The following is a 13164-nucleotide window of genomic DNA, read 5'->3' as shown; positions in this document are numbered from 1 at the left end:
ATGCGCTACCGCCGCTTTGGTCGCACGGGGCTGAACCTCTCGGTTTTTTCCCTTGGAACGATGCGTGCCTTGGGCAGTCCAGAGGTGATGCAGGCGGTCATTGAGGGGGCGATCGCCCACGGCATGAACCACATTGAAACCGCCGCCGCCTACGGTGCCAGTGAAGCCTATATTGGTCGTGCCCTCAAGGCACTGGGTCAGCCCCCCGTTTTTATCACCACTAAACTCTTGCCCCAAGGGGATGCGGATCACGTCCAGCGGCAAATTGCTCAATCCCTTGAGCGTCTTCAAGTCTCACGGTTAGATGGTGTCGCCCTCCATGGCCTCAACACCCCTGAGCATCTCGCATGGCTGAGCACTGGGGGGATGGCAATGCTGCGGCAGTTGCAAGCAAAGGGGGTAATTGGTGCTTTAGGCTTTTCCACTCATGGATCGTTGTCTGTGATTTTGCGGGCGATCGCTAGCAACCAATTTGACTTCGTGAATCTCCATTACACCTACTTTCAGCAACGCAATGCCCCAGCGATCGCTGCTGCCGCTGCGCAGGATATGGGGATTTTTATCATCTCGCCAGCCGATAAAGGGGGACAACTCTACCGGCCTTCCCAACGGCTCCAAGACCTCTGTGCGCCCTTTCACCCTCTGCATTGGAGCTATCGCTGGTTGCTGAGCCAGCCTGCCATCACCACCTTGAGTATTGGACCAGCCACCGTTGCCGAGTTGGCCTTTCCCTTGGCGGTGGCTGATCAGGTAGAGCCCCTGAGCGCTGAAGAGCAAGCAGTGGGCGATCGCCTGCAAGCAGTGATGCAGGAAACCTTGGGCACCGATTTGTGTCAACAATGTTATGCCTGTTTGCCCTGCCCTGAGGAGATTCATATTCCCGAAGTATTGCGGCTGCGTAACTTGGCTGTGGCCTACGACATGACAGAATTTGGCAAGTATCGCTATGGGATGTTTGGTCGTGCCGGGCATTGGTTTCCCGGTCAACCCGCCAACCGCTGTACTGAATGTGGCGATTGTTTGCCCCGCTGTCCCAGTGGCTTGGAGATTCCTCGCCTATTGCAGCAAGCCCATGAGCAATTGCAGGGCACCTTGCGAACCCGCCTTTGGCAGGGGATTTGATGAATAAGGGAAAATCAAAAACAATGTCGATCAACCAGATTTTGAAGAACAATTGAGAGTTGAGGACGAGGTAGTCACAAGGGCTGAGCCGATTGAGAATGGACTTGACAAGAGTTGCAAAAATGCCGTAACTTATTCTTTTCTTGTTTTGAACATTTCTTCCCTTTTTCCTAGCCTCTTAAACTATCTTTCAACACTTCTGGTTTTCAGGATATTGGGATACGTTAGGGTTTGTGAGTTGGCTGAGTCAGTACTGTTTGCCCGCGTTAGAGAAACGTTCGTTGTTGATGATGGATAATGCACCGATTCATCCGAAAGGGGCGATTCAGGCAGTGGTGAAAGCGGCGGGTCACGAGGTGTTATTTTTACCGAAATACTCTCCTGATTTGAATGTGATTGAGCACGACTTTAGTGCGCTGAAACGAGCGCGGATGTATGCAGGGTCAAACAGTTCGATTGATGAGGTGATTCGCAAGTATTGTGCTGGATAATGTCTCATTCTTTATTAGAATAGCTATAAAATTGATCTAGAAGATTGCGATCGTCCTTCGGGGCGATCGAGGATTGAAACGACACTGACAGCATCAAAGCGATCGTCTCCGGGACGATATGACAGGATTTCTAAACCAATTGGCTCCCCAGTCACCCCATCCTTGAACAAAATCACCCCATCTCCAAGTTCTGTCGCAACTTGGTTTCTTCGTGGAACTTGCCAGAATACACTTAACAGCTCTGTTTCTGGCTCATAAAATACTCTTATTTGAGCCACACTGTCTCCCCTTCTTTAATGGCGTCAGTTTGATAAGCAGTGATTAAAAAACTATCTCCATTTAAGCGTCGTGCCACTGCAACAACCCAACGTTTTTCTCGCTGTACCCGATAAAACAATAATACTCCTGAATCTCGGCTACTGCGACGAACCTCATCTGGTGTAGAAAGAGCCAACCGCACACAATCTTCTAACTCCTCAATATCAGGGCTTGATGAGCAGCCGTTGCCAATACTCCTCAGAGGTTTTAACCGTAAATCCAAGCGGTGTAGAAATTTCAAATTTCATGAAACTACTGTGGTAGCAAGGGGTGTCTATCGGAGTCGCGATCGTCCTTCGGGGCGATCGAGGATTGAAAAGGGGGCAAAAATATGGAGAGTAGGGAACTCGAATCCCTGACCTTCGCGGTGCGATCGCGACGCTCTACCAACTGAGCTAACTCCCCAGTTCTTTCTTTTAATATACGGTAAACGAGGACACGATGGCCTTAAATTGGTCTTCTACCTTTGGCCATCGCTCCTCTGGAGCTGAGACACTCAGAGTATAGACCTTGCCTCGGCTCACAGCAATACTCGATAAATTGTGTCGCTGCTGAGCATTGTCCCTATCCCCCGTCAGAGTGACGGCATACTCCAGAATGTAATAAGTTTTGTCATCTGCCTTTTGGGAGGTCGCGGAGATCAAGGCAGAACTGCGCCCGCTTTCAGTTGGGGCAATGATATTTCGCAGCAGGCGATCGCCCACCTCCTCAGGGGATCCCAATTCCTCAAGAGACTTTGTGCTGGAAACCGTATTCACAACCACACTGACGTTTTCTGTCGTCTCGATAATGTCGTGAAAGACCACATCCACGGGGTCATCCACCTGTACTTGTACCCAACCGCGGGGGTAGAGAAACTCATAGCCATCGTAGCTATCCACATAGGCCTGTAGCCCACTGGTGGCCGAACACCCTCCCAGCAGCACCACAAGAATCGCCAACGCTGTGGCAAAAAACCGTTGAATCATACCGTCCTTTTGCGCTGTTCTCCCCTATTGTGACACTGAAGCTGGCGTAGCGGGGCGGCGCAATTCCTCTGGATGTGAGGGGGGAATGCCCTCAATCGTAATCAGGGACTCCGTTACCGCTCGCACAATCGGAATCGCCACCGTTGAACCGTAGGCATCATCCCCCTTGGGTTCATCCACTACCGCCAAAATCACATACTGCGGCTGATCAAGGGGAAAAATAGCCGCAAAGCTCGTGATGCGCAGATTGCTGTAGGTACCGCCAATTGCTTTTTGTGCTGTGCCGGTTTTACCCCCCAAGCGGTAGCCGAGAATATGGGCGGGTTTCCCTGTACCGAAGCGCACCACTTCTCCCAGCATTCTGACCACTGCTTGACTGGTGCGCTGCGAGAAGACCCGTCGAGGGGGGCGTTGCTCAAGGCGTTTTTGCAGTTGGCCATTTTCATCGTAGAGGCCATCAATGACATGGGGAGTGACCATCTCTCCCCCGTTGGCGATCGCCCCCAATAGTTGAGCCAAATGCAGCGGCGTCAGGGAAAAGCCTTGGCCAAAGGCCGTTGTTGCCGGTTCAATGGGGTAGTTAATAAATTGCTCCGGGGGCTTTAACTGGGCGGCGGTTTCAAAGGGGAGATCACTGCCCACCTTCTCGGTCAGCCCCAAGCGATGCAGATAGCGATAGTAGTGGCGGGCGGGAATGCGGTTCATCATGTGCACCATGGCCACATTGCTGGAGTAGGCGAGAATTTGGGCAATATTGAGGGCACCGCGGCCGCCGCGTTGGCTAAAATCACTGTTTTGAATTGGCCAGCCCCCCACCGTAATCCGCCCCTCATCGGGCAGCACCGTATCGGGAGTAATGGCATTGAGTTCAAGGGCGATCGCGGTGTTGATCGGCTTGAAGGTTGATCCCGGCTCATAGAGATCCGATACCGCCCAGTTGCGAAACAGCGCCGGATCAGCACGGTAGTAATGATTGGGATCGTAGGAAGGCTCTGAGACCAGTGCCCGCAGTGCACCAGTTTTCACTTCTAGGACAATGACTGTGCCCCGCTTAGCGTTGAATTTGCGTAACTGCTGTTGCAGGGCTTGCCGTGCTGTTTGTTGCAGACGACTATCAATCGTCAGGCGCACGTGGTATCCCTGACTCAAAGCCCGCGGATCCGCAGGGGCAAGGGCAGGTAACCATTGACCCAAAGCATTGGTTGACAGGAGCTGGCGGTTATGGGGAACCAGTAAAAACTGGTTTTGGCTAAACTCAATCCCCGCTTGACCTTGGTGGTCACGATCCACATAGCCGACAACGCCCGCCATGAGTTCCTGCTGCGGATAAATGCGCTGCCACGCTTGGTTGAGTTCTAGCCCATCGTAGTTCAAAGCGCGAATTTTAGCAGCAGTTTCCTCATCAATGTCGTAGGCAATGGGTACCCCCGTTGGGTAGGTGCTGAATTTGGCCAACAGTTGCTCTGGAGATTGCTTGAGTAAAGGAGCCAGATCGCGGGCGATCGCCCGCCGCTCCACTTTGAACTGGATTGGATGGGCAAAGAGGGTAAACACAGGCCGATCGAGGGCAACAACCGTCTCTCGGCGATCGGTAATTGGGTAGCGTGCCAAGGTTGGCGGAGTATAGCGCCGTTGTTGTTGCTGTGCCCGTGCCGCTAAGGTTTCCCCCTGAACCACTTGCAAATAAACCAAGCGAGCAATCACACCCCCCATCACCATCAGCAAAAAGCCAAAGATCAAGCCAACTCGCAAGGGTGGCAGGGATTGGTTTTGGGGGCGGGCCGTTGTCATGGATAGCGATCAGTAATTGACAGTGCGCTGCGGCGGTGGTGTCACGGGGGGGCGTTCAAAATGAGTTTTGGCAGCAATCTTGCCCTCATTGGGCACAAAAAGAACGTGTTGCGGCGTTTGGGGCACGAGACCTTGGGGCGCGCGCTGGACTTGCTGTGTCACCCGATAGCGGAGGGTTTCATTGCTCACCAATAGCTCCCGCTCCTGCCGTTTGAGGGTTTCTAAGCGGTCATAGGCTTGACTCCACTGCTGCTCAGAGAGGGCTGACCAACCATAGAGAGGCAGTACAGCCACGAGGGCACCGGTGGCTGCCACCCCAGAAACCCATTGAATCCCCAGCAAAGTTTTTTGCCACAGGGGCATTTGCGGCTTGGGGAGGGGCCGAATTTCCGTCAGTGTTGGCGACGATTGGGGAATAAATCGGGATTTGAATTTAGGGGCAGCAACCATAGACTCCAGCACTCCTCAGAATTTATTACCCTAAAAGATTATGACGCACTGTAAAGATACCCATAAATAAACCATCATTCGGGCAATTCATGCAAAAGTACGCGCTGCAATTCGTAGCTTTGCCGATCGCGATCGCGGGTTGAGAGCAACTTCCGCTGCATCGGCCACAATCGGTTTACGAGTCACAACTGCCAAGAGGGGATTGCCACGCCACGCCTGCTTCACCCGCCGATCTTCCAAGCTATGGAAGCTAATGACGGCAATGCGCCCTGCGGCCTTTAACCAGTGGGGCGATCGCGCCAAAAATTGGTCGAGCACCGCTAGCTCTTGGTTCACATAGATCCGCAAGGCCTGAAAAACCCGTGTGGCTGGATGAATGCGTTGCCGCGGAGAAGCTTTGAGGCAGTGGGCAACCAACTGCGCCAGTTCTTGGGTAGTGGCAAGGGGACGACGGGCAACAATGTGGCGAGCAATGCGGCGGGCAAAGCGTTCTTCGCCATATTCGTAGAAAATATCCGCCAGTTCTCGCTCGCTGTAGTGATTAATCACCGTTGCCGCTGTCAAAGGGTTAGCGGGATTCATGCGCATATCGAGGGGGGCATCAAAGCGAAAACTAAAGCCCCGCTCTGGACGATCCAACTGGGCGGAACTCACGCCTAAATCTGCGAGAATGCCATCAAACATCGGCTCAGCCACAGGCAGATCAGCAAAGTTGCCGTGCCAAAACTGGACGCGATCGCCAAAGGGGGCGAGGAATTCCTGAGCCGCCGCTAGAGCCATCGGGTCTTGATCGATCGCCAGCACCCGACAGGTAGGTTCACTCCGCAATAGCAGTGCCGTGTGGCCGCCACCTCCCACCGTTGCATCCAAATAGAGTCCCCCGGCCTTGGGTTGCAATGCCTCCAGAACTGCGCTTGCCAGTACCGGTTGATGGTAGGTGGAAAATTCCAAATCTTGCATGAGCGGATCAGAACCAGCGTAAAATTTGCCACAGCACAATCCCTTGGAGAGCAGCCGCCGTGAACGATACTTCCCTCAACTTAGCCGATGAACTGCTGATACGGGATCAACTCGTGCAGCAACTCTCAGAGGAACTCTATCAACTCATGGTGCAGCATCCTGAGTTATTTGTGCGCTTTTACCAAGCCCGCAAGACCGAGGCAGCCAATGCCGCAGCCCTGAAGTTGCTGCAAGCCCAAGTGCAACAGGTGGAAGCACAAATTGCTGCCTATCAAGAACAGATCCTTGCCTACCAGCAGCAGAGCCAAAGTCGTGAAGCGGAAATGAATGAATTGAAAGCTCAAGTCATTGAATTGAGCGATCGCAATGAGATGCTAGAGCGCGTCATCCAAGAAATGCCCGAAGTCTATCGGCAAAAATTTAGTGAGCGGCTGAGTCAAGTGAAACTCAAAATTGAAAGCCTCGAAAAAGAAAACGCGCAACTGCGTGCCGAACTGCGGAATCTGCAAACCCTCTTGGCCGCTCAAGCCCGCCAGCAACAACAGCAGGGATTCCCCTCATTGCAACCTGCGCGCGTTGGCTTGATTCCCAGCTTTAATACCTAGGTGGACAGGAATCAAAGCGTGACCGCTGCCAACGAAGATCTGCGGGAACTCAAAAAAATACTAGAAGACTTTTTTACAGGGTTTCCCGTCAAGGTCTATCTATTCGGCTCGGCTGCCCGTGGTGCTCTCCGCCAAAGCTCTGACTTAGATGTCGGGATTTTGCCCCTTGCACCACTGCCCGTGGGGCTGTTGAGTGAGTTGCGGGAGCGCCTAGAGATGTCCAATTTGATCTATCCAGTCGATGTCGTGGATTTATCAGAAGTGTCCGCCGACTTTCGATCGCGAGTGATTGCAGAGGGAATTGAGTGGATCGGCTCAGGGAACGATTAGTGGTTGCCCAAAGAGCGCTAGCTGCTTTGCAAGAATTGCCCTTGGGTAAGCGCACAGATACGATTATTCGGGATGCTGCAATTCAGCGATTTGAATACACCCTAGAAGCCGTCTGGAAAGCAGCACAACTATATCTACGGGAACGCGAAGGATTAGACATCGCCTCACCGAAGGGCGTGATCCGTGCTTGCTTGGCTGTTGGCCTACTTACTCCAGAGGAAGGCCGTTTAGCGCTAAAAATGGTGGATGATCGCAACTTAACCGTCCACACCTACAATGAGACCTTGGCAGATGCAATTTTCTCGCGGTTAGCACAGCACGCCATGCTCATGGATCGCTGGTTAGCTGCCCTCGCAGCAGGAGGATTAGAGGATTGAAAATACGGATTTGGTGTGCGGCACAGCCAAGGGAAGCCGAACTGTCTGCGGATCAAGTCGCGACCCAAGTGGTACCCCTGCTGCAACAGTGCCAAGACAGTGCCGAGATTGCCATCTGTCCTCTCGATGCCCCGATCGCGATCGCTCCCCAACCGCAGGTGCTAGACTATAGCCTCACCCATTGGGCATCATCCGAGCTTTGGCAGCAGTGTCAAGCGTTGCGTGCCTTGGTTACCCAGTGGGGGATACGAACCAGCACAGGGGGTCTCTATCAGTTGCCACTAGCGCAAACGGCAAAGGGGACGCTCTTTGGCGAAATCATTGGCTGCCTTGAAGGGACATGGCAGTTACCTATCCATGCCAGCGATCGCCAGCGACAAACCCTCTATGCCCTCGGACGGCGACTCTTGGATCACTTACAGGCACCGGTGGGCTGCTATTTTCTGCAATTTGGCTGGCAGGGGGAAGTGATCTTTGAGCGACTGTGGCCTTTTCCAACCGTGGCGGCTCTAGCCAGTATTGGTGTGCAAACGCCTGATTGGTTCACAGCTCACTACCAGTGTTTAAGCGCCATGCCCCTGCGGGATCTGCGGATTCCCGCTCGCGAGACAGTGCGGCGATTAGAATAGAGAGCGCAGCGTTTGGAAAGGTGAAGCGTGAAGATTGTTCGCCGGCGGCTAGTGGGTTGGCAAGCGGTCTATGACATTGGTTTAGCTGGGGATCACAATTTTCTCTTGGCCAATGGAGCGATCGCCGCCAATTGCTTTAACAAGTCCCACTCCACGGCCTACGGCTATGTGACCTATCAAACCGCCTTTCTCAAGGCCAACTTTCCCGTCGAGTACATGGCCGCCTTGCTCACGGCGAATAGTGGCGACCAAGACAAGGTACAGCGCTATATTGCCACCTGCCTCAGCATGGGGATTGAGGTTCTTCCCCCCGATGTGAATCGCTCGGATATTGACTTTACGCCCGTGGGGGACAAAATTCTTTTTGGTCTGTCGGCCGTACGCAATGTTGGTCAGGGAGTGATTGAGGCCATTTTGCAGGCACGGGCAGAGGGGGGTGCCTTTCAAAGTTTGGCGGATTTTTGCGAACGGGTTCCGCGTGCGGGGGGCGATAGTCGCATTCTCAACCGTCGTGCCCTTGAATCCCTGATTGCCTGTGGTGCCATGGATAGTCTGCATCCGCAGCGCAACCGCAACCAACTGATGCAGGATCTCCCCCTCGTGCTGGAGTGGGCCCAGGGGCGCGCCAAGGATCGGGCGGTGGGGCAAGTCAACCTCTTTGATATGTTGGCGGGTGGCTCCAGCAATGAATCCGGCGGTAGCTATGACCCAGCCCCCAGTGCGCCCCCAGTGGACGACCTACCGGATGCCGAAAAGCTCCGCCAAGAAAAAGACCTACTGGGATTTTATGTGTCGAACCATCCCCTCAAGGATATTCATCGGCCAGCGGCCATGATTGCCCCTATTAGCTTGGCGGATCTCGAGCAGTACACAGGTCAAGGGATAGTGAGTGTGATTGCCCTGCTGACAGGACTCAAGCCCATTACCACCAAGCGCGGCGAGCGGATGGCCATTGTGCAGTTGGAAGACCTCACGGGTCAAGCGGAAGCTGTCGTCTTTCCCAAAGCCTACGAGCGCATTCATGGGCAGTTACAGCTTGATCATCGGCTACTACTGTGGGGCACCCTAGAGATGCGCGACGATCGCCCCCAACTCCTGATTGAAGATGCCGAACCCCTTGAAGCGGTGAAGCTGGTGCTTGTGGATTTGCCTGTTGAGCAAGCGGGGGACATTCAAGCCCAAAGTCGCCTCTCGGAAGTGCTCAAACAACAGGTGGGCGACATGCCCAAGGTGCCGGTAGTGGTCAAAGTGACCGATGGCTACCATGCCCAGTACGTACGCCTAGGACCACAGTTTCGCGTTGAGGATGCCGATCGCGCCCGCCATGCCCTTGCTAGTGCCGGTTTTCAGGCTGAAGCGAGTGAACTGTTGAGTCTCAAGCTCTAGGCAAAGACATCCCTAAAGAAGGCAATGGCTTCCCCAAGGGCAGCAATAAACTGATCAATTTCAGCGCGGGTGTTGTAGAAATAGAGGCTGGCCCGTGCCGTGGACTGAACCCCTAAATGGCGGTGCAAAGGCTGTGTGCAGTGGTGTCCTGCGCGGATGGCAATCCCCGACTGATCAAGGATGGTCGAGAGATCGTGGGGATGCACCTCACCAACGGTAAAGCTGGCCAAGGCAGCGCGATCGCCGGACTTCGGGCCATAGATCGTCACATCGGCCAGTTCTTGGAGACGTTCAAAGAGATAAGCCGTCAGTTCCTGTTCGTAGGCATGAATGCGCTCCATCCCCCACTGGCTCAGATAATCCACCGCTGCCCCAAGGGCGATCGCCTCCGCAATCGCTGGCGTTCCCGCCTCAAACTTATGGGGAATATCGGCATAGGTGGCATGGTCGAGAAAGACATCGGCAATCATTTCGCCACCGCCCAAGAAGGGGGGCATTTGCCGCAGGAGTTCCGCGCGTCCCCAGAGGAAACCAATGCCCGTGGGTGCACACATTTTATGACCGGAGGCCACCAGCCAATCGCAGCCCAACTGCTGCACATCAATGGGGAGGTGAGGCACACTTTGGCAGGCATCCACCAGTACCCGCGCCTCCTTGGCATGGGCAAGACGCACAATCTCGGGAATCGGGTTCAGGCAACCCAGCGTGTTGGATACATGGGCAACGGCCACCAATCGCGTGCGATCGCTCAAAAGACTTGCGTAGTGGTCAAGATCAAACGTTTGCTCTGGAGTGAGTTGCACAAACTTGAGGCGAGCACCGGTTTTCTGCGCCACAAACTGCCACGGAATCAAATTACTGTGGTGCTCCATCACCGTCAGGATTATTTCATCCCCTGCCTGCAGCGTATTCATGCCCCAGCTATAGGCCACGAGGTTAATCGCCTCACTGGCATTGCGGGTATAGATAATCTCCTCGGCATGGGGGGCATTAACAAAACGCGCCACTTTTTCCCGTGCCCCTTCGTAGGCCTTGGTCGCCTCAGCACTCAGGGTATGTACGCCCCGATGGACGTTGGAGTTGTAGCGACGATAGTAGTCCTCAAGGGTATTGAGAACCGCTAAGGGCTTTTGGGAGGTGGCCGCATTATCAAAGTAAATCAGGGGGCGATCGTGCACCTGTCGCGCCAAAATCGGAAAGTCAGCACGGCAAAGGTCAGCGAGGGAGCGGCTCGGGGCGATCGTCATAGTGGTTGTGGTGGCATCAGTAACATTCAGGAATTTCCTTGCAAGTCCCCACGGCATTTGCAGGGATACATTTCTCACTATACTCCCTTCCCTCTCGCAGAGGATGGCTTGACGCTGAACAGGAATAGCAAACCGCTATCTTGATCCCCGTGCAGAATAAATGTTATGAAATCCTGACATTTGATCCCTGCAAAAGAATAAACTGCGTATAAATTCCTAGAAGTGTGCCCGAATTCCCTTGACGCTCCAAGACTTTTTTGCCAAAGATCAAGGGCAAAGGATAGCTCTGTCTATCAACCCACGATAAGGAGGCACCCATGCCGAAAGATCGCCCCCCTTTAGAAGAAATGACCTTGCGGCAGTTGCGGCGCATTGCCAGTGAACTGCAAGTGTCCCGCTATAGCCGTATGCGCAAAGATCAACTCCTCGCTGCCATCCGTGAAAAGCAGGCGCAAGCCAACGGATCCACCACTACCATTTCTGTCCAACCTGTCCCCTCTAGTCTGGAGTCGCAAGAAAAAGTGGAAGCAGCAAAATTTGACCTCGGTCCTGCTCAAGAGGATGTTCTCTTGGCCTCTGTAGATGAAGGCCTTGGGGATCTGCCAGGGGGCTATGGTGAAAGCCGCATTGTCCTCATGCCCCGGGATCCGCAGTGGGCCTACGCCTATTGGGATGTGCCCAACGAGCACCGCGAAGAATTGCGGCGGCAAGGGGGTCAGCAACTGGCTCTCCGGCTCTACGATGCCACGAATATCAACCTCGATAGCCAAATTCCCCACAGTGTTCAGGAGTACCCCTGCGATGAGTTGGCGCGGGAGTGGTATCTGCCCATCCCCGTGAGCGATCGCGACTATGTGGTGGAAATTGGTTACCGCTGTGCCGATGGCCGCTGGTTGGTTCTAGCCCGTTCTGCCCCTGTGCATATTCCCCCCACCTACCCCTCAGATTGGGTCTGGGATCAATTCATTACGGTGGATTGGGATATGGATCTGCGGGGCAAAACCCTCTTTGATCTGGGGGCACCCTTGGCGGGCACTGCCGAACCCCATCCCATTTACGAAGGCATCTTTGCCATGGCCGAAGGAGCCGAAGCGCAGCGGGTGGCAGGTTCTCTCTTTGGTTCCATGCACCAAGTCCCCGGCTCCATCTCCCAGTTGCCCGAAATGGCCATCAGTTCCTACGTCTTCCCCTCTGGGGTTGGCCTATGGGCTGTGCCGACGGTGTCGGGTCTGACGATGTCGGGCGTTGGCTTCTCAGCTTCGGCGGCTCCCATTCGTCCCCGCAAATTCTGGTTGGTGGCGGATGCTGAACTCATTGTCTATGGGGCTACGGAGCCAGATGCCACCGTCACCATTGGTGGGCGCCCGATCAAACTCAATCCCGATGGTACATTCCGCTTCCAAATGTCCTTCCAAGATGGCCTCATTGACTTCCCGATCTTGGCAGTGGCGGCAGATGGGGAACAAAACCGCGCCATTCACATGAAGTTCACCCGCGAAACCCCCGAACGTCGCACCAATCCCAAGGAAGAAGCAGTGCTGGAGTGGCTGGCCTAAGCGAGTTAGTTGGCTCAATCCATGCCTTTCCCTCTGCCGAATGGTGGGGGGATTTTTTTAGGCACGCAAAAAGGCAAGCAGTTCACGATTGACTAGCCCCGGCACTTCCTGTTGTGCCCAATGGCCACAGTCGGGCAGATATTTCAGCCGCCACGGTGCATGGATCCACGCTTCGATACCGTTGGCAAGGCTGGGTTGGGCGAGGGGATCATCGGCGCCCCAGAGAATCAGGGTGGGGCTGGTAATGGCTTCCGTGTGCTGTTGCAGTAGGTGCCACCACTGTTGGGGTGAAAAAAGATGGCGATAACTTTTGAGCACCGCAGCGATCGCCCCCGCTTTTTCGAGAGCCGCTTGATAGAGTTGCACGGTTTCTGCCGAGAAGGCAGCCTTGCGGATGGAGTAGCGTTGAAAGAGATCCTGCAAAAAACTCCGCAGATTATGCCCTAGCCAGTATTCCGCCAAGCCGGGGATGTGGCAAGCCAACAGTGGCCAGTTGCGCCAAAAATGCTCTACCTGTTGCCAGAGTTCCAGTCCCACACGGTAGGGGTGGGGGGTATTCAAGACGGCTAAATGCTGCACCCTCTGCGGAAAACGTGCCGCCACGTGCCAAGCAATCAGGCCACCGCAATCATGGCCGACAATGTGGGCGCGTTCATAGCCCAGTTCTTGGATCAGCGCCGTGACATCTTGGCTGAGGGTATCGAGATCATAGCCGTGGGCAGGCTTCTCGGAGTCATTGTAGCCCCGTAGATCTGGCACTACAACCTTGAAATGACGAGCCAGTACGGGAATTTGAAATCGCCAAGAGTACCAAAACTCTGGAAAGCCATGCAACAGAATCACAAGATCACCGCTGCCTTGGGTGACATAGTGCAGGCGTACTTGGTTAACGCTGAGGTACTGGTGTTGCCAACTAAGGGACGCTTCAGTCATT

At 54.3% G+C, this 13164-nt stretch carries 14 protein-coding genes, 1 tRNA gene and 2 pseudogenes; 8 read left to right on the top strand and 9 right to left on the bottom strand.

All coding sequences use genetic code 11. The features are described 5' to 3' along the window. Together RHJ31_RS06750 and RHJ31_RS06745 are read left to right on the top strand one after the other, a co-directional pair. Positions 1-1122: an aldo/keto reductase gene (locus tag RHJ31_RS06750; protein WP_302676059.1), complete on the top strand. Its 1122-nt coding sequence runs from the start codon at positions 1-3 to the stop codon at positions 1120-1122. 203 nt (positions 1123-1325) lie between these two features. Then, a pseudogene (locus tag RHJ31_RS06745) lies at positions 1326-1613 on the top strand (transposase); the annotation flags it as partial. 23 nt (positions 1614-1636) lie between these two features. Here the strand turns inward: RHJ31_RS06745 and RHJ31_RS13160 are convergent. The 7 genes and pseudogenes from RHJ31_RS13160 to rsmH all read right to left on the bottom strand — a co-directional run bounded on the left by RHJ31_RS13160 (position 1637) and on the right by rsmH (position 6100). Beyond that, positions 1637-1891 (bottom strand): hypothetical protein, encoded by a 255-nt coding sequence (locus RHJ31_RS13160; protein ID WP_149818778.1) that lies wholly within the window; start codon positions 1889-1891, stop codon positions 1637-1639. Continuing rightward, positions 1879-2179: pseudogene (locus RHJ31_RS06740) on the bottom strand (hypothetical protein). The gene RHJ31_RS13160 and the pseudogene RHJ31_RS06740 overlap by 13 nt, the downstream one beginning before the upstream one ends. Positions 2180-2263: 84 nt before the next feature. After that, a tRNA-Ala gene (locus RHJ31_RS06735) sits at positions 2264-2336 on the bottom strand. Between the two features lie 11 nt (positions 2337-2347). Next, the gene (gene psbP / locus RHJ31_RS06730) at positions 2348-2899 is read right to left on the bottom strand and encodes a photosystem II reaction center PsbP (protein WP_302676058.1); all 552 of its coding nucleotides are present in this window, start codon (positions 2897-2899) and stop codon (positions 2348-2350) included. A 24-nt stretch (positions 2900-2923) separates the two neighbouring features. After that, a complete protein-coding gene (locus RHJ31_RS06725; RefSeq protein ID WP_302676057.1) occupies positions 2924-4690 on the bottom strand; it encodes a penicillin-binding protein 2 in 1767 nt (588 codons plus the stop codon). 9 nt (positions 4691-4699) lie between these two features. Beyond that, entirely contained in the window at positions 4700-5140 is a 441-nt protein-coding gene (locus RHJ31_RS06720; RefSeq protein ID WP_206199903.1) for a hypothetical protein, read from the bottom strand. A gap of 87 nt (positions 5141-5227) precedes the next feature. Further along, a complete protein-coding gene (gene rsmH, locus RHJ31_RS06715; RefSeq protein ID WP_302676056.1) occupies positions 5228-6100 on the bottom strand; it encodes a 16S rRNA (cytosine(1402)-N(4))-methyltransferase RsmH in 873 nt (290 codons plus the stop codon). Between the two features lie 59 nt (positions 6101-6159). Between rsmH and RHJ31_RS06710 the strand changes: the two genes are divergently transcribed. The 5 genes from RHJ31_RS06710 to RHJ31_RS06690 are packed head-to-tail and all read left to right on the top strand — an operon-like array spanning position 6160 to position 9427. After that, on the top strand, positions 6160-6705 hold the full coding sequence (locus tag RHJ31_RS06710; RefSeq protein WP_149818787.1) for an Npun_F5560 family protein: 546 nt from the start codon (positions 6160-6162) through the stop codon (positions 6703-6705). An 18-nt stretch (positions 6706-6723) separates the two neighbouring features. Beyond that, entirely contained in the window at positions 6724-7035 is a 312-nt protein-coding gene (locus RHJ31_RS06705) for a nucleotidyltransferase family protein (protein WP_302676055.1), read from the top strand. Further along, positions 7011-7412: an HI0074 family nucleotidyltransferase substrate-binding subunit gene (locus RHJ31_RS06700; protein ID WP_315862888.1), complete on the top strand. Its 402-nt coding sequence runs from the start codon at positions 7011-7013 to the stop codon at positions 7410-7412. The genes RHJ31_RS06705 and RHJ31_RS06700 overlap by 25 nt, the downstream gene beginning before the upstream one ends. Beyond that, on the top strand, positions 7409-8041 hold the full coding sequence (locus tag RHJ31_RS06695) for a hypothetical protein (protein ID WP_206199907.1): 633 nt from the start codon (positions 7409-7411) through the stop codon (positions 8039-8041). Before RHJ31_RS06700 ends, RHJ31_RS06695 begins: the two co-directional genes overlap by 4 nt. A gap of 27 nt (positions 8042-8068) precedes the next feature. After that, positions 8069-9427 (top strand): OB-fold nucleic acid binding domain-containing protein, encoded by a 1359-nt coding sequence (locus RHJ31_RS06690; protein ID WP_302676053.1) that lies wholly within the window; start codon positions 8069-8071, stop codon positions 9425-9427. Here RHJ31_RS06690 and RHJ31_RS06685 read toward each other — a convergent pair. Continuing rightward, on the bottom strand, positions 9424-10674 hold the full coding sequence (locus RHJ31_RS06685) for a SufS family cysteine desulfurase (RefSeq protein WP_302676052.1): 1251 nt from the start codon (positions 10672-10674) through the stop codon (positions 9424-9426). The two genes, RHJ31_RS06690 and RHJ31_RS06685, sit on opposite strands and share 4 nt — an antisense overlap. A gap of 317 nt (positions 10675-10991) precedes the next feature. On the opposite strand from RHJ31_RS06685, the gene RHJ31_RS06680 reads away from it, so the two are divergent. Beyond that, complete coding sequence (locus tag RHJ31_RS06680; RefSeq protein ID WP_302676051.1) at positions 10992-12230, top strand: DUF4912 domain-containing protein; 1239 nt, start codon at positions 10992-10994, stop codon at positions 12228-12230. Positions 12231-12287: 57 nt separating this feature from the next. Here RHJ31_RS06680 and RHJ31_RS06675 read toward each other — a convergent pair whose 3' ends face one another. Continuing rightward, positions 12288-13163, bottom strand: coding sequence for an alpha/beta fold hydrolase (locus tag RHJ31_RS06675; protein WP_206199911.1), 876 nt, complete (start codon positions 13161-13163; stop codon positions 12288-12290). Position 13164: the final 1 nt, after the last annotated feature.

Source organism: Thermosynechococcus sp. JY1331, from assembly GCF_031583475.1.
Classification (GTDB): domain Bacteria; phylum Cyanobacteriota; class Cyanobacteriia; order Thermosynechococcales; family Thermosynechococcaceae; genus Thermosynechococcus.
The sequence above is the reverse complement of the archived record's forward strand: the minus strand, read 5'-3'. Positions and strand labels throughout refer to the sequence as shown.